This is a genomic window from Streptomyces sp. NPDC049577, assembly GCF_040675635.1.
Taxonomy (GTDB): domain Bacteria; phylum Actinomycetota; class Actinomycetes; order Streptomycetales; family Streptomycetaceae; genus Streptomyces.
On sequence record NZ_JBFAPH010000133.1, the window covers coordinates 1 to 16,636 of the forward strand.

At 73.7% G+C, this 16,636-nt stretch carries 14 protein-coding genes and 1 pseudogene; 8 read left to right on the forward strand and 7 right to left on the reverse strand.

The genetic code is table 11. The features are described from left to right. A pseudogene (locus AB0K09_RS16775) lies at window positions 1–1,663 on the forward strand (hypothetical protein); the annotation flags it as partial. 515 nt (window positions 1,664–2,178) lie between these two features. Here AB0K09_RS16775 and AB0K09_RS16780 read toward each other — a convergent pair. The 6 genes from AB0K09_RS16780 to AB0K09_RS16805 form a co-directional block, all read right to left on the reverse strand. After that, on the reverse strand, window positions 2,179–2,715 hold the full coding sequence (locus AB0K09_RS16780; RefSeq protein ID WP_366066121.1) for a SigE family RNA polymerase sigma factor: 537 nt from the start codon (window positions 2,713–2,715) through the stop codon (window positions 2,179–2,181). 129 nt (window positions 2,716–2,844) lie between these two features. Further along, entirely contained in the window at window positions 2,845–3,696 is an 852-nt protein-coding gene (locus AB0K09_RS16785) for a DUF1906 domain-containing protein (protein ID WP_366066122.1), read from the reverse strand. Window positions 3,697–3,750: 54 nt separating this feature from the next. Next, window positions 3,751–4,902 (reverse strand): lipid-transfer protein, encoded by a 1,152-nt coding sequence (locus AB0K09_RS16790; protein WP_366066123.1) that lies wholly within the window; start codon window positions 4,900–4,902, stop codon window positions 3,751–3,753. Further along, entirely contained in the window at window positions 4,899–5,306 is a 408-nt protein-coding gene (locus tag AB0K09_RS16795) for a MaoC/PaaZ C-terminal domain-containing protein (RefSeq protein ID WP_366066124.1), read from the reverse strand. The genes AB0K09_RS16790 and AB0K09_RS16795 overlap by 4 nt, the downstream gene beginning before the upstream one ends. Then, a complete protein-coding gene (locus AB0K09_RS16800) occupies window positions 5,303–6,208 on the reverse strand; it encodes an OB-fold domain-containing protein (protein WP_366066125.1) in 906 nt (301 codons plus the stop codon). The genes AB0K09_RS16795 and AB0K09_RS16800 overlap by 4 nt, the downstream gene beginning before the upstream one ends. Before the next feature lie 173 nt (window positions 6,209–6,381). After that, window positions 6,382–6,693, reverse strand: a complete 312-nt coding sequence (locus AB0K09_RS16805; protein ID WP_366066126.1) for a hypothetical protein — start codon at window positions 6,691–6,693, stop codon at window positions 6,382–6,384. Between the two features lie 426 nt (window positions 6,694–7,119). Here AB0K09_RS16805 and AB0K09_RS16810 point away from each other — a divergent pair, with 426 nt between their 5' ends. After that, entirely contained in the window at window positions 7,120–7,782 is a 663-nt protein-coding gene (locus AB0K09_RS16810; RefSeq protein ID WP_366066127.1) for a GGDEF domain-containing protein, read from the forward strand. A gap of 109 nt (window positions 7,783–7,891) precedes the next feature. Here AB0K09_RS16810 and AB0K09_RS16815 read toward each other — a convergent pair whose 3' ends face one another. After that, window positions 7,892–9,124, reverse strand: a complete 1,233-nt coding sequence (locus AB0K09_RS16815; RefSeq protein ID WP_366066128.1) for an MFS transporter — start codon at window positions 9,122–9,124, stop codon at window positions 7,892–7,894. 99 nt (window positions 9,125–9,223) lie between these two features. Here AB0K09_RS16815 and AB0K09_RS16820 point away from each other — a divergent pair, with 99 nt between their 5' ends. From AB0K09_RS16820 to AB0K09_RS16845, 6 genes are all read left to right on the forward strand, one after another. After that, a complete protein-coding gene (locus AB0K09_RS16820) occupies window positions 9,224–9,808 on the forward strand; it encodes a TetR family transcriptional regulator (RefSeq protein ID WP_366066129.1) in 585 nt (194 codons plus the stop codon). 143 nt (window positions 9,809–9,951) lie between these two features. Further along, window positions 9,952–11,604, forward strand: a complete 1,653-nt coding sequence (locus tag AB0K09_RS16825) for a long-chain fatty acid--CoA ligase (RefSeq protein ID WP_366066130.1) — start codon at window positions 9,952–9,954, stop codon at window positions 11,602–11,604. 463 nt (window positions 11,605–12,067) lie between these two features. Next, the gene (locus AB0K09_RS16830) at window positions 12,068–14,185 is read left to right on the forward strand and encodes an RICIN domain-containing protein (RefSeq protein WP_366066131.1); all 2,118 of its coding nucleotides are present in this window, start codon (window positions 12,068–12,070) and stop codon (window positions 14,183–14,185) included. Between the two features lie 125 nt (window positions 14,186–14,310). Then, complete coding sequence (locus AB0K09_RS16835; RefSeq protein ID WP_366066132.1) at window positions 14,311–14,916, forward strand: hypothetical protein; 606 nt, start codon at window positions 14,311–14,313, stop codon at window positions 14,914–14,916. Between the two features lie 17 nt (window positions 14,917–14,933). Then, window positions 14,934–15,785, forward strand: coding sequence for a papain-like cysteine protease family protein (locus AB0K09_RS16840; RefSeq protein WP_366066133.1), 852 nt, complete (start codon window positions 14,934–14,936; stop codon window positions 15,783–15,785). A gap of 14 nt (window positions 15,786–15,799) precedes the next feature. Next, window positions 15,800–16,636 (forward strand): hypothetical protein (locus tag AB0K09_RS16845; RefSeq protein WP_366066134.1); only part of this gene is annotated, 837 nt, incomplete at its 3' end.

The window sequence follows — 16,636 nt, forward strand, 5'->3', positions numbered from 1 at the left end:
GGGCCCGGCGCGGCCCGCCGCGCCGGCCGGCACCGCCGGTCCCGCCGGGCCTGCCGGGCCCCCGCCCTTCCCGCCCACCGGCCCGGGCGGCCCGGGCGTCCCCGGGGCGCCGCAGCCCGCCGCGCCGGCCGACCCCGCCGCCGGCCCGAACGGTCCCGGCGAGCCGGGCCCCGCGCAGCCCGCCGCACCGGTCGGCGCGGAGCCCCCGCGCCCGGCCGGCGGCCCGTCCGGGCCCGTCCCGGACACGAGCACCCCGGCGCACGGCCACCCGGTGCTTCCCCCTCAGGCGACCGGCCGGCGCCGCGCGGGTGCCCCGCAGGAGGAGGAGTCCGCCGCCCAGACCGAGCACCCGCCGTCCGGCCGGCGCCGCGCGGCCGCGCCGCGGACGCCGGAGACCGCGGAGGCCCCCGCGCCCGACTCCGGTGCCGTGCCCGCCCCTTCGGGGCGCCGCCGCGCCGTCGCGGTGGACGAAGCCGGCACCCCGCAGCCCGCCCCCGAGGCACCGGCGAGCCCCGCCCAGCCGCAGGCGGCCCCGCAGGCTGCCGCGCAGGCCACCGGCCGCCGGCGCCGGGCGCTCGCCGAGGAGCCGGGCGCGGCCGCACGGCCGATCAGCGTGCGCACCCTCGGCCAGGGCGCGCCGTTCGCGGCGGCCACGACCGCCGAGGCCACGCCGCCCGGCGGTACGCCGGTCGGTTCCGGGCGCCGGCGGAAGCTGGCGAACCCGGCGGAGGACGAGCGCGAGGCCCAGGCCCAGGCCGACCGGGCCCAGGTCCAGGCGCAGTCCCAGACCCCGCCGCACCCGCTTCCGCAGGGCCGGGCGTTCGCCATAGGAGCACCGGACGAGGGCGCCGAGGGGCCCGAGCCGCTCGACGGGCCGAACAGCGCGGTCGAGGTCGTCGATTCGGTCGAGGCCGTGCGGCCTCCCATGGACGACGAGTTGCCGCCCGAGCCGCTCGACAACCCGCGCCGGCTGCTCGTCTGGCCGGCGCCGGACGAGTCGACGGAGAAGGCGCTGACCGAGCGCGGCTACCGGCCGGTCCTGGTGGATTCGCGCGAGCAGGTGGACGCGCAGGTCGCGGCGTACCCGGCGGCGCTGTTCATCGACCCGCTGACCGGGCCGATCACCCGTACCGCGCTTCAGTCGCTGCGCGAGGCGGCGGTCGCGGCGGAGGTCCCCGTGCTGGTGACGGCGGGCCTCGGGCAGGCGGCCCGCGAGGCGGCGTACGGGGCCGACCCGGCCGTCCTCCTGAAGGCGCTCGCGCCGCGCGACAGCGAGATGCACCCGCCGCGCGTGCTGCTGATCGAGGAGCAGGAGCCGATCGCGAACGCGCTGACGGCGACGCTGGAGCGGCGCGGCATGCACGTGGTGTGCGCCGCGACGGACGCGGAGGCGGTCCAGCTCGCGGTGCAGACGCGGCCGAACCTGGTGGTCATGGACCTGATGCAGGTCCGCCGCCGCCGGGCCGGCATCGTCGACTGGCTGCGCGACAACCGCCTGCTCAACCACACCCCGCTGGTCGTCTACACCTCGGCCGACACCGAACCGGCCCAGCTGGCGGCCCTGGCCTCGGGCGAGTCGGTGCTCTTCCTGGCCGAACGCTCGACGAGCGCGGAGGTCCAGGGCCGTATCGTCGACCTCCTGGCCAAAATCGGCACGAACTGACCTCCGGCCGGGGTCACGAGGGAACAGCCACGGAACCGGCACGGCCCAAGGCCAGGGATGGGGCCGGGGGCAGGCCCCCGCCCCCCTTCTCCACCGCAACGGCGAGCAACCACAACGCCGCAGCCCGGCGGTGCCGGGCCCGGCACGGCCCGGATCACCCGACCGACGGCCCCCACCGTAGAACACCGCCGAACACCCGGCCGGTGGCCGGCATACGCCCGGCAGGCGGGGCCGGGGGCAGGCCCCCGCCCCCCCTTCTCCGCCGCAACGGCGAGCAACCACAACGCCGCAGCCCGGCGGTGCCGACCCGGCTCAGCCCGGATCACCCGACCGACGGCCCCCACCGTAGAACACCGCCGAACACCCGGCCGGTGGCCGGCATACGCCCGGCAGGCGGAGCCGGGGGCAGGCCCCCGCCCCCCTCTCCGCCGCAACGGCGAGCAACCACAACGCCGCAGCCCGGCGGTGCCGGGCCCGGCCCAGCCCGGTGCGCACGCGGAACGGGGCCCGCGGCCCTACGCCGCCTGTGCCAGCTCCGGGTCCTCGCGGAGTTTGCCGAGGGCGCGGGAGACCGCGCTCTTGACCGTGCCGACGGAGACGCCGAGCAGCTCCGCGGTCTGCACCTCGGTCATGTCCTCGTAATACCTGAGGACGACCATCGCCCGCTGCCGGTCCGGCAGCCGGTGCACGGCCCGCCACATCGCGTCGCGCAGCGCCTGCTGCTCGGCGGGGTCGGCGGCGGGCGCCCCGTCACGCTCCGGGAGCTCCTCGCAGGGGAACTCCTCGACCTTGCGCTTGCGCCACTGGGACGTGCGCGTGTTGACCAGGGCCCGGCGGACGTAGCCGTCCAGCGCGCGGTGGTCCTCGATGCGGTCCCAGGCCAGGTACGTCTTGGTGAGCGCCGTCTGCAGCAGGTCCTCGGCGTCGCAGGGGTTCGCGGTGAGCGAGCGGGCGGTGCGCTGGAGCACCTGGCCGCGGGCCCGTACGTAGGAGGCGAACGACGGGTACACGGCAGTCGAGGCGCTGGTGCACACAGGCGTCGTGGTTGTCATGCCTCAACGCTAGGAGCGCGCCGGCACACCCCGGATCGGCCGGAGGTGCAAAAGAGCGGTCCCCCTCAGGTCGTAGGAGTGGGGAACGCCCCACCTCCTGGAGGGGGAGGCCGCTCATCACCCGGTGACTCACTCGATGACGGCGACGGGCGCGTCGATCAGGTTGCGGTCGATGGTGAGCTTACGGCCGCCGTAGGTCTCGGTCACGTTGCCGGCGTACTGGTGGATGCGGCGGTGCGGCGCCCACGCGCTCGCGGAGAGCACCGGCTCGCCGGCCGTGTTGCCCGGGACGCGCCAGCGGGCGAACCAGACGACGTCCGGCAGGTCGTCCGTGCCGTTGCGCCGGGCGCGCTCCATGTGGCGTACGCCGGACTCCGCGCTGCTGTAGAAGCCGGACAGGTAGCCGAAGCGGTTGACGGTCGCGGTCCAGGCCCGGATGTAGGAGAGCGTGGTGCGGGCGCAGTCGTCGTCCTTGTCGTCGTACGCCTCCATGTCCAGGTAGAGCGGGCTGCCGCTGACGATGCCGAGGGCGCCCGCGGCGCGCACGGCCTCCTGGCCCTCGTCGATGCCCTGGTCGTAGGGGTCGTCGCCGATGAGGAAGCCGCGCTTGTTGGAGGCGCGCACGCACGGGGACTGGGAGCCGACGAAGACGGGCAGCACCTTCCAGCCCAGGTCGCGGGCGCCGGTCAGCCAGGCGGAGCTGAGCCAGCGCTGGCGGGGGCAGGCGCGGGCCCGGCCGGCGAAGTAGACGCCGACGGCCCGGTAGTCGGAGTTCCGCCAGGCGCTGAGCGTCGTCAGGGGCGGTGCCTCACAGGTGTCGAAGCCGTGCCCCCTGAAGACGGTGGCCGTGCGTTTGACGGGCACGCCCCAGCCGTCGCCCCCCGGGCCGGCGGCCGAGGCCGGCGTCGTCTGAACGGCCAGCTGTACGACTGCCGCCGTCAGAGCGACGAGATATCCGATGATCTTTCGCCGTCGGTCCATGCGGCCGAGTCAAGGGGCAGGCTAGAGGGGCCTTGGTCCCGACACGCCCGGTGTTCATCCGTCTGCCCCGAGAAGCACCCCGGAGGTGGGAACTCCGCTTCCTGCGGTGACCAGCACCCTCGCCGCTCCCGGGACCTGGTTGACCGAGGTGCCGCGCAGCTGGCGGACCGCCTCGGCGATGCCGTTCATGCCGTGCAGATACGCCTCGCCCAGCTGACCGCCGTGCGTATTGAGCGGCAGCGTGCCGGCAGCGACGAGATCCGCGCCCTCGCCGCGCGCGCAGAAACCGAACTCCTCCAGTTGCATCAGCACGTAGGGCGTGAAGTGGTCGTAGAGGATCGCCACGTCGACGTCGGACGGCCGCAGCCCGCCGTCCCGCCACAGCTGCCGGGCGACGACGGCCATCTCGGGCAGTCCCGTGAGCTCGCCCCGGTAGAAGCCGGTCATCTGCTCCTGCGCCCGGCCGGCGCCCTGCGCGGCGGCGGTGATGACGGCGGGCGGGTGCCGGAGCGCGCGGGCGCGGTCCAGGCCGGTCACGACGATCGCCTGACCGCCGTCGGTCTCCTGGCAGCAGTCCAGCAGCCGCAGCGGTTCGGCGATCCAGCGGGAGGCGGCGTGCTCGGCGAGGGTGATCGGCCGGCCGTGGAAGTACGCGGCGGGATTGACGGCCGCGTGGCGCCGGGCGGTGACGGCGACGTGGCCGAGCACCTCGGGCGCCAGGCCGTGGGCGTGGAGGTAGCGGCGGGCGTGCATCGCGGCCCAGGAGGCGGGGGTCAGCAGTCCGAAGGGCAGCCCCCAGCCGAGCGCCACGCCCTCCGCCGAGGGCTCCCGCTGCCGCACGCCCGCGCCGAAACGGCGGCCGGAGCGCTCGTTGAAGGCGCGGTAGCAGACGACGACCTCCGCGACGCCGGCCGCGACGGCCAGCGCGGCCTGCTGGAGGGTGGCGCAGGCGGCCCCGCCGCCGTAGTGCACCCGGGAGAAGAAGGAGAGCTCGCCGATGCCGGTCGCCTGGGCCACGGCGATCTCGGGGCTGGTGTCCATGGTGAAGGTGACCAGGCCGTCCACGTCGCCCGGCGCGAGGCCCGCGTCGGCCAGGGCCGCGCGCACGGCCTCGGCGGCCAGCGCCAGCTCGCTGCGCCCGGAGTCCTTGGAGAACTCCGTCGCACCGATGCCCACGACGGCCGCCCGGCCGCCGAGCGTACTCACCGGGCCTCCGGCAGCGAGACGGTGACCGTGCCGCTGACGTGCCGGCCGAGCCGGCCGGTGCCGACGACGGCGACCTCGGCGGTGGCACCGTCCGCGCCCGCCGTCACGGAGGTGACCCGTCCGGTGAGGACGAGTTCGTCGCCGGGGTGGCTGGGGACGCCCAGCCGGATGGCGATCCGGCGCAGGACGGCGTCATGGCCGAGCCGGTCGGTGACGTAGCGGCCGACGAGCCCGTTCGTGGTGAGGATGTTGAGGAAGATGTCGGGCGAGCCCTTGGCCCGCGCGGCCTCGTGGTCGTGGTGGACGTCCTGGAAGTCGCGCGAGGCCAGGGCGCCGGCGACGACGAGGGTGCGGGTGACGGGGATGGTCAGGGGCGCCAGTTCCTGGCCGGTCCGGACGGTCACGGGCCCTCCTCCGCCGCGCGGAAGACGGGCAGCCACTGCTCCCCGCCGGCCCGCAGGAACTCGAGCCGGACGGGCATACCGATCCGCACCTCCGGCGGGCGCACCCCGGTGATGTTGCTGATCATCCGTACACCTTCGGCGAGTTCGATCAGCCCGACCGCGTACGGCGGGTCGAAGGCCGGGAAGGGCGGGTGGTGCATGACGACGTACGAGTGGACGGTCCCGGTGCCCTGTGCCTCGATCGGGGTCCAGCGCGCCGAGCCGCAGTCCGCGCAGCCGGGCAGCCAGGGGAAACGGAGCCTGCCGCAGCCGTCGCAGCGCTGGATGAGCAACCGCCGGCCGGCCACGCCCTCCCAGAAACCCGCGTTGTCCCGGTTGATCACGGGCCGGGGCCGCTCGGCGGCCTCGCGGGCCGGGCGCGCGGCGGGCGCGTACTTGAGGACGCGGAAGCGGTGGACGCCCGCGAGCTCGCCGCCGGCCCGGATCTCGGTGCGGGTGGTGATGAAGTGACCCGCCCCCAGCCGGGTGTCCTTGCGCGGGGAGACCGACTCGATGACCGAGTCGAAGGTGATGACGTCGCCGGGGCGCAGGGGGCGCAGATAGTCCTGCTCGCAGTCCGTCGCCACGATGGCGGTGCAGCCCGCCGCGTCCAGCAGCGAGAACAGCTCGTCGAACACCGCCGAGCGGGCCGTGGGCCCGGAGAGGCCGCTCATGATCCAGACCTGGAGCATGGCGGGTGGGGCGATCGCTTCCGGGCCGCTGTAGGCGGGGTTGGTGTCGCCCATGACCTCGCACCAGTGCCTGATCATGGCCGGATCGACGGGGTCGGGGCCCCGTCCGGAGACGGTCGCGGCCCGGCCCTCGTACGAGGCGAGCCGCCGGTGGAGCTCGTCGTCGCTCACATATCTGACGATCCGTCAGGCACCTGTCGCTGTCAAGGGAGCCGCTCGGCGGCGGGGGTGCGCACGACGAACCGCGCGGCGGCACCGGAGTGCCGCCGCGCGGTTCGTACAGACCCTGTCCACTCTCGCTCATCCAGCGCGACTCCCCGGGGGGCGGGGGGAGCGCACCCGGCTCACCACATCCTGTAGAAGGTCAGACGGATGTTGTCCTGGCGGATCGCCGTGTGGCCGGAGCGGCTGACGCTCGCCGTATTGGCCTGGTTGGTGGCGTTGCGACCCGCGGCCACCTGCTGTTCGGTCGTCGAGATGCCGTGGTTGTTCCGCCCGACGCCGCTGCCGACGAGGTCCGCGGCGGCCACGCTCGCCCCCCGGTTGGCCACCTGCTCGCCGGGGTCGGCCTGCGCCACGCCGGCGATGAACAGGACCGCCATCGGAAGCGCCGCGAGGGCGGTGCATACACGGGCGGCAGTGCGGGTGCGTGCCATGTCTTTCCTCCAGAACCGAACTACTGGTCGTCGCCGCGCGGTTGGCCGTCCGCCTCGGCTGTGGTTTCGACGTCGCGCCTCCAGATTGCCCCCGGAATCTTCACCGAACCTCCCGTCTCACCGCATTCCCTCGCAAGCATGACCGTCTCCGAATAAACCACCACTACTCCACCGAATCCCGCCAACGGGCCCCGCACCTCACACGCCTCTCTCCCGAAGCCCCCGCCTCAGCTGTAGCGAATCGTTTCGGCAGGGGTGACGGGGTGTGCGCCCCTCCGGCACCCGGGGCGAGCGCCGCGCGGGCAAACGGGGGACCTCCAGCAGTGACGGCCCGATCCGCTGCCCGAACTGCCGATCGGGCCGTCGGCCCGTCGCGCCGCCGCCCGCCCGACCGTCCGACCGTCCGCTCATCCAGGAAGGTGCCCGATGAACCTCATACTCCAGGCCCTGCCCATCGCAGCCCCGACCGTCGGCTGGGTGACGCACGTCTGGTTCCTGGCCCGTCGGCTGCGTACCGCCCGGACGGACCCGCTCACCGGTCTGATGTGCCGCGACGCCTTCACCGGGCGCGCGCTGCGGGCCATCCGGCATCCGCACGCGGCCGTGCTGCTGCTCGACCTCAACGGCTTCAAGCGGATCAACGACACGCACGGGCACGCCGTCGGCGACCAGGTGATCGCCGCGGTCGGCCACCGCCTGGGCGCCTGGTGCGCGGAGCGCGGCGGCTTCGCGGCGCGTCTGGGCGGCGACGAGTTCACCGCCGTCGTACGGCTCGCCCCGGGCGCCGATCTGGACGCCGAGCTGGGCTACGACCTCACCGCGCGGCTGTCCGCGCCCCTGGACACGGGCCGCGTCACGCTGTCCCCGCGCGCCTCGATCGGCGTCTGCCGGGCGGGCTTCCGCCCCGGTGCCGGGCTCTCGGACCTGCTGCGCGGCGCGGACGAGGCGATGTACACGGCGAAGCGCCTGGGCACCCCCTGGCGCCCGGCAGGCTCCACCCCCGCCTACCCCACGACGAACGGCCGCCGCACCGGAAGGCCGGGCACGCACCTGACCCTCCTTCCCCCAACCCGAAGGAGGGCGTCATAGGGGGCAGAACCCTCCGGGGGCCGGGGGGCTTCCCCCCGGAACTCCCCCCGCCACAACGGCGCCCAGCCCCATGCAACCGGCCCGGCAGTGCCCAGCGAGGCGAATCCGCTTAGCCTCGCGCAGCGAGCCGGCCTCCCGACCAGCCCAGCAGAACCGCGCCGGCGGCAATCGCGCACACCCCGTTCCAGCCCCAGTGCGCGAACGCCGGGCCCGCCAGGGCCGACGCCGCCGCGCCGCCGATGAACGCGGCCACCACGTACGCCGTGTTCGCCGCCGCAGGCGTCGCCGTGGCGGACAGCGCACGCGTCTGGTTCGCCACCTGCCCCGCCATCAGCCCGGCATGGATCAGCACCGCCGCCGCGCACAGCGCCCACAGGCGGTGGCCGCCGAGCCAGAACAGCGGCAGGGAGAGGGCCGTCAGCGCGTACCCGCCCGTCACCACGCGCTGCGGGCCGAAGCGGTCGATGAGGCTGCCGGAGACCGGGGCGACCAGGGTCGACGTCAGCCCGAACAGACCGAACAGGCCCGCCGTGCCGGTCGACAGGTGGAACGGCCGGTCCGCCGTCAGCAGCAGCGACAGCGTCGTCCACAGCGAGCTCCACGCGCCGAACAGTCCGCCCTGCCGCAGGCAGGCCGCCCGCAGTTCGGGGGCGGAGGCGAGCAGGCGGGGCAGCCCGGCGATGGTCCTGAGCGGCCGCGAGGCCCGGCGCGGCCGGGTCTCGGCGGGCAGCAGCACGGCCGTGAGCAGGCCGACCGCCAGCGTCAGCGCCGCCGAGCCCAGGAAGACCGCGCGCCAGCCGTACGCCTGGCCGGCGATCCCGCCGAGCACGCGCGCCGCCACGATGCCGGTGAACAGCCCGGCCACCACCCCGGCCACGTGCCGGGCCCGCCGCTCGGCGGGTGCCCGCTCGGCCACGAGCGGCACCAGCAGCTGCGGCACGACCGTCGCCGCCGCGGCAGCGAAGACCGCCGCGCCCAGCGCCGGCAGTCCGGGCGCCAGCCCGGCCGCGATCAGGGCCGCCGCCGCGAGGGCGGAGAGCACGCCGACCAGCCGGCGCCGGTCGGCGGTGTCCCCGAGCGGCGCGAAGAAGAGCAGCCCGGCCGCGTAGCCGAGCTGGGCGACCGAGGCGATCCACCCGGCGGAGGACGGGGACGCCCCGAACTCGCGGGCGATCAGCCCGAGGAGCGGGGCCGCGAGATAGATGTTGGCCGCCGTGACGGCGGTGCAGAGCGTGATGACGGCCAGGAGCGCGCCGCCCCCTCCACGGGGCGCCAGTGCGGGTGCGGTTCCTGTCGCCGGTGCGGCGTGCGCCGCGGCGTCGGGCCGGGTGGCGGTGGTCATGAGCGGTACTGCTCCCCCTGTTGTAACCAACTGGTTGGTTATGACACTCTCGCGCGGCCGCCCTCGCCTGTCAACCAAATAGTTGGTTACCGTGGGGGCATGGGAGCAGTCAGGGACCCCGAGGCCACGAAGGCCCGCATCTTCGCAGCGGCCAGCGCCGAGTTCGCCGCGTACGGCATCGCCGGCGCGCGCATCGACCGCATCGCACGCGAGGCCAGCGCCAACAAGCAGCTCATCTACGCGTACTTCGGCAACAAGGCCGAGCTCTTCTCCCAGGTCCTGGAGAAGCGCCTGATGGAGCTCGCCGTCGCCATCCCGGTCGACGCCGAGGACCCCGACGGCTGGATCGACCGGCTCATGGACTACCACGCCGCTCACCCCGAGCTGATCCGGCTCGTCTTCTGGGAGGGTCTGGAGTACGGCACCGGCGGCATCCCGCACGAGGAGGAGCGCCGGGAGCACTACGCCCGCAAGATCGCCGTCTTCGCCGAGGCGCAGGAGAAGGGCGTCATCAGCCCGGCCATCCCGGCGCAGGACCTGCTCTTCATGCTCATCGCGCTCGCCTCCTGGGCCACCGTGCAGCCGCAGATGCGGCGCATCATCATCGGCGAGACGGAGGAGGACACGGCCCGGCTGCGCGCCTCGGTCCGCAGCGCGGCCCGCCGCCTGACCGGCCTGGCATAGCGGGACGCCCGCCGGTCCGGCGGTGGATCCGCCACGATGGCCTGGTTTCGGCGCCCGCCGTAGTGACTTACCGCCGGAAACGACAGCAGAATCGCCGGGAACCACTCTCGCGCACCGACCGCGCAGATCAGGGGAGGACCCCGGTGCAGAGCACGATGCAGGACGTACCGCTGACCGTCGCACGGATCCTGGCCCACGGGGCCACGGTCCACGGGGAAGCACAGGTCATCACCTGGAGAGGCGACGCGGGGCCGGAACGCCGCACCTTCGCCGAGATCGGCGCCCGCTCCTCGCGCCTCGCCCACGCCCTGAAGGGGCTCGGCGTCCGCGAGGGGGACGTCGCCGCGACGCTGATGTGGAACAACGCCGAGCACGTCGAGGCGTATCTGGCCATCCCGTCCATGGGCGCCGTGCTGCACACGCTCAACCTCCGGCTCCCCCCGGAGCAGCTGGCCTGGATCATCCGGCACGCGGCGGACCGCGTCGTCATCGTCAACGGCTCGCTGCTGCCGCTGCTCGCCGGGCTGCTGCCGCACCTGGACGGCGTCGAGCACGTCGTCGTCGCCGGCCCGGGCGACCTGTCCCTGCTGGACGGCTGCCGGCCGCGGGTGCACCGGTACGAGGAGCTGCTGGCGGCCCAGCCGGCCGAGGTCTACGACTGGCCGGACGTGGACGAGCGGCAGGGCGCCGCCCTCTGCTACACGTCCGGGACGACCGGCGACCCCAAGGGCGTGGTCTACAGCCACCGTTCCATCTATCTGCACGCCATGGAGGTCAACGCGGGCGCCTCCTTCGGGCTGACGCCGTCCGAGATCTGTCTGCCGGTCGTGCCGATGTTCCACGTCAACGCGTGGGGCCTGCCGCACGCGGCGTTCATGGCCGGCTCGTCGCTGCTGATGCCCGACCGCTTCCTCCAGCCCGCCCCGCTCGCCGACATGATCGAGGCCGAGCGCCCGACCGTCTCGGCCGGCGTGCCGACCATCTGGCAGGGCCTGCTCGCCGAACTCGACGCCCGTCCGCGCGACGTCTCCTCCCTGCGCACGGTCATCAGCGGCGGGTCGGCCTGCCCGCCGGTCCTCATGCGGGACTTCGAGGAGCGGCACGGGCTGCGGCTCGTCCAGGCGTGGGGTATGACCGAGACCTCGCCGCTGGGCTCCGTCGCCTTCCCGCCGCCGGGCCTGGACGCGGAGGAGGAGTGGCCGTACCGCGTCACCCAGGGGCGGCTGCCCGCCTCGGTCGAGTTCCGGCTGGCCGGCCCCGACGGGCGGTTCCTGCCGTGGGACGGGAAGTCCGCCGGCGAGCTGGAGGTGCGCGGCCCGTGGATCGCGGGCGCCTACTACGGCGGGGCCAACGGCGAGCCCTTCCGCCCCGAGGACAAGTTCAGCCCCGACGGCTGGCTGCGCACGGGTGACATCGGCACGATCACGCCCGACGGCTACCTCACCCTGACCGACCGCGCCAAGGACGTCATCAAGTCGGGCGGCGAGTGGATCTCCTCCTCCGAGCTGGAGAACCATCTGATGGCCCACCCCGGGGTCGCCGAGGCCGCCGTCGTCGCCGTCCCGGACCAGCGCTGGGGCGAGCGCCCCCTGGCCACCGTCGTCCTCAAGGACGGTACCGAGCCCGACTTCGAGGCGCTGCGCACCTTCCTCGCGGCACGGGTCGCCCGCTGGCAACTCCCCGAGCGGTGGACGGTGCTGACGGAGGTTCCGAAGACGTCGGTGGGCAAGTTCGACAAGAAGGTCCTGCGGCGGCAGTACGCGGACGGTGACCTGGAGGTCACCGAGCTGACCTGACGGACCGCCGGGGACGGCGGCGGCTTCGAAGCGGGGTGTGCGCGCATCGTGAGGGTGCGCGCACACCCCGCACGCATGCCCGGCCGGAATGCCCGAGTCCGGCGCAATTGCGCCGCATAAGACTTACCTGCGGTTACCCCAAGGCTTTTCTTCGGGGAAATCATCCAAGGGTGACAGTGGAATCACGCTGTGCCATTGCACACAAATGGAACGACTTATTCCGTGATAACGATCTTATTAAGACGGGCATCGAAAATGGCCTTCGGATTGGAATAGACCTTTGCCTCCCGCCACGTCAACCTACTTGTACGAAAGCTGAGTTGACCGGTATTTAGACCAGCCGGTCGAATTCCTCCGACACCCTCCATCAATTCCCCGTACATAACGGCTCTGTCTGACACCGCTTCCGCTCTGGCACACTTCCGGCCACCCACAACTCCCCCCACGAAATTGAGGAGTGGCTTTGCCCGGTCGCAGAAGACAGGTCCAGCAGAAGCGGCGAAAACGCGGCATGCTCGTCGCCGCCGTCGCCGTCGCGGCGGGAGCGCTCGGCGGTACGGCGGCGTTCGGCGGCGTCTTCACCCACGAAAACTCCCGCCAGCCCGTCATCGCCGCCCAAGCGGCGGAATCCGGCCCGGCGGCGGCCCCCGCGCACGACGAGACGCCCGAGCCCGTGGCCCGAATACCCGGCGACGACCGAGCACACGGCATGGTCTACGCGGGTCTACGGGCCGCCCCCAAGGGCGACCGCTGCACCGGCGTCCTGAAGACCGCCGACGGCCGCTGCACGCACGGGCCCGACAAGCCCCCCAAGGGCGTGGACATCACCAAGGACACCCGCCCCGTCGCGACGACGCGGGAGACGGGCGACCTCACCGGCGGCAAGGACGACACGTCCTCCGACGGCTCGTCCGGCACGAAGACCGGCGCGACGGCCGGCGTGACGGGCCGGACCGACTCCGACAAGCCGTCCACCGGACTGCCGACGGCCGGGCTCACCGCCTCCGTCGACGCCCGCCTGCTGGGCAGCCCCGCCACCAAGACCCCGCCCGGCACGCCCAAGGGCGGCCCCACCTCCGGCAAGGCGGCCGGCCCCTCCGGCCAGACCGTGCAGTGCGACGGCGACGGCACCACCGGCAACCGTGTCCAGGTCGTGTACGTGCACGGCCCCGGCAACGACCGGTACGCCCAGTACCTCGCCTCCTTCCGCACCTGGGCGACGGACGCCGACACCATCTACTACGCCAGCGCCCAGGAGACCGGCGGCGTCCGGCACATCCGCTTCGTGACCGGCGCCGACTGCACGCCGTCCGTCCTCAACGTCGAGGTCCCGGACTCGGCCCTCGCGGAGTTCGGCGCGATGAACCGCGCCCTCGCGGACAAGGGCTTCGACCGCCGCGACCGCAAGTACATGATCTTCGCGGACGCCAAGGTGTACTGCGGCATCGGCACCTTCAACGGTGACGAGCGCCCCGACTCCAGCAACCTCAGCAACTTCGGTCCCTCGTACGGCCGTACGGACTCGGGCTGCTGGAGCGGCTCGACCGCCGCGCACGAGCTCGGGCACAACCTCGGCGCGGTGAACAACAGCGCGCCCAACAGCAGCCGCGCCGCGCACTGCACCGACGAGTGGGACATCATGTGCTACTCGGACGCGCCCTACTACCCGGCGATGCGCGACGTCTGCCACGACCGCGGCCAGGACGAGCGTCTGGACTGCAACCACGACGACTACTACAACACCAGTCCGCGGGCGGGCAGTTACCTGGCCACGCACTGGAACGTCGCGAACAACCAGTTCCTGATGACCGGCAACGGCACCCGGCCCGACCCGAACCCGAACCCCAACCCGAGTCCCACGCCGACCCCGACGCCGAACCCGACCGGCAGCACCGGCACGGGCCCCGTCCCGGTCGTCGGACAGCTGACGTCCGACTCGGTCGTGGTCAACTGGCCGGCCGCGCCGTCCGCCGCCTGGTACCAGCTGCTGCTCGACGGCAAGTACCTGGCCTGGGTCCAGCCGAACGCGGCGCGCATCTACAACCTGCGGCCCGACACCGACTACACGGTGTCCGTCGCGGTCCGCGACAAGGCGGGGCACGACTCCAGGCCCGGCCAGGCCGTGAAGTTCCACACCCGGCCCGCCGGCGCCACCACCACGGCCGGCGCGAAGTACTCGATGACCAACGGCTACACCGGTCTCGCCGCCGAGATGTGGGGCAGCAAGACCGCGGACGGCACCGTCCTCGTCGGCTCCCAGCCCAACGGCTACACCGGCCAGCAGTGGTACTTCGACGACGCCGGCAACGGCGACCTGCGCCTGCGCTCGGTCGCGTCCGGCAAGTGCCTGCAGTTCGGGGACGCCGTCCAGGGACAGTACGTCGCCCAGCAGCCCTGCTCCGGCAGCGACTCCCAGAAGTGGCGGCTGACCAAGCGGGCCGACGGCACCGCCCTGACGGCCAAGGGCAGCTCGCTCGTCCTCGGCGTCAGCAAGCGGCCGTACTACGGCGCCTGGCTGCTCGAACTCCAGAACCCCGACAGCTCCGGCTACCAGGTCTGGACCGTGCAGAAGGCCTCCTGACCCCCCACCCCCGGGCAGGGGCCGGCCCCACCCGGCCCCTGCCCACTCCCCCACACCACTCCCTGCCACTCCCCCCACCCCTCGCGCACCGCACCACTTGCACCACCGGAACCGGAGCACCCCTCATGCCCGATCGCCGCTCCACGGCAGCGGCCGCCGCGCTCACCGGACTGCTCGTCCTGGGATCCGCGGCCACCGCCCACGCCCACGGCGACACCATCCGTCTCACCGTGACAGGCGTGTCCGCCGGCCACCCGGTCACCACGGCGACCTGGGAGAACGACGGCGACCCCGTCGACGAGACGGTCGCCGGCACCCTCAGCGCGACCTCCGCCGACGGCACCACCGTCGGGCCCTGGCGGTTCGTCCCGGTCCCCGGCAAGCCGGGCACCTACACGACCGCCGAGGCGCTGCCCGCCGGGCACTGGACCATCACGGCCCAGACGGCCTTCCCCGCACTCGGCCGCACCGAGACCCAGGCCGACGTGACGGCCGCGTCCCTGACGGGACCGTCCGCGGCCCCCGCGGCTCCCGCTGCCCCGGCCGGCACCCGGGCCGGCCCGCCGGCGGCCACGCACGCGGCGGCCGGCCCCGCCACGGCCCACGAAGACGACTCGACCGACGGCAAGACGTCCGGCACCGCGGTGACCATCGGCGTCGCCGCCGCGGCCGTGGCCGCCGCGGGCACCGCCCTGTGGCTGCTGCGCCGCCGCGCCCGCCGGAACCCGTAACCCCGAAGGAACCCCCCATGCGCAGAATCCGCATACCGGCCCGTCTCATGGCGGGCAGGAAAGCCCTCGCCTCCACCGCGGTCGCCCTGCTGTCCGGCGGCCTCCTGCTGGGCCTCGGCCCGCAGGCCCAGGCGGCCGTCACCGGCACGGTCACCGGCGGACAGGGCAACTTCAGCACCGTCAACCAGCGCTCGCTGCCGTCGCTGTCCGCCGGCGTCACCGGCTCGTCGGCCGTCGGCGACCACATCGCGATGGTCTGCCGGACGACCGGCGACACCGTCGAGAACAACAACCGCTGGATCTGGTCCGGCGCCTTCTACATGGCCGACGCGTTCATCCGCGAGGACACCGGCGGGCTGCCGGCCTGCAACGGCACCCGGCCCGCCAACTGGACCGCCCTCAACATCAGCATGCAGAAGCAGGTCCAGAACCAGTGGTGCTGGGACGCCTCCGGTCTGACCATCGCCAACTACTGGGGCTACACCGGCTACAGCCAGTACGACTTCTGCCGCCTGGCCGCCACCAACAGCCAGCTGGACTGCAACAACCAGCCCGCCACCCTCGACGACATGGCCAACGCCCTCTACTACATGGGCTTCCACAACACCGGCCGCGACCTGTACCGCAACGCCTCCTTCGCCGAGACCCAGACCGAGGTCGCGAACGGCCGTCCCTTCGCCGTCCGCATCGGCTGGACCTCCGGCGGCGGCCACATGAACGTGATCTACGGGTACGACAGCAGCAGCAACATGATCGCCGTCGGTGACCCGTGGCCGAGCACGCAGACGTACACGTGGTGGAACTACAACACCTACTCCGCGAACAACTCGTTCCGGTGGACCCACACGCGCATCGGCATCCACGGCTGAGGAGACGACCGACCATGAACCGTATCGCCCGTATCCCGCAACGCGCCGCCGTGACTCTCGCCGCCGCCGCTGCCGCCACCCTCTGCGGAACCGTTTCCGCTCAGGCGGCGGACGGCCCCGCCGTCCCCGCCGCGACCGACTACGCCGCCGCGCAGCAGCTCCTGCGCTCCGGCCAGGTCCACGACACCGTCTCCCGCTTCCTCACCGCCGCCGAGCACCAGGCCCCGGCGGGCGGCGGCGCGGACGGCGGCACGGCCGGCGGCGCCCGGCGCGGCCTCGCCCAGGCCCCGGCCACCGCGCCCGGCTTCGACCTCAAGAAGCCGGTCCCGTTCTACGAGCTCTCCCCCGAGTTCGTGGCCGGAAAGACCAAGGCCACCGCCGGCTCGGCCCTGCACCTGTCCTACCTCGCCTCCCGCGTCGCGGCCACGGACGGCCACCAGGCGGCCGTCCTGCTCGCCCCCAAGTCCGGTGGCGGCTCCTGGCAGCTGGCGGGCATCCGCGACGGCGACGCCGACATCAACGCCGCCGAGCGCGGCACCGACCAGGCCCACACCTTCATGGAGCCCCAGCTCCACGCCTGGTACCGGCTCACCGCCGACGGCCAGGTCGAGCCCCTCAACAAGGAGGCGGGCGTCGCCCTCCAGGGCAAGCCGCGCGTCACCCTGGCCGCCTACCAGAAGCTCGTCACCAAGCGCTACGGCGACAAGCAGCCCGGTTCGGCCTACGACCGCAAGGGTCTCGCGGGCGGCTACGCCCTCCCGGAGGACCAGCCGCAGACCACGACCGCGGCCGCCATCATCCTCAACCCCAAGCTCCAGGGGGACCCCTATATCGAGGAGCACATCCACGAG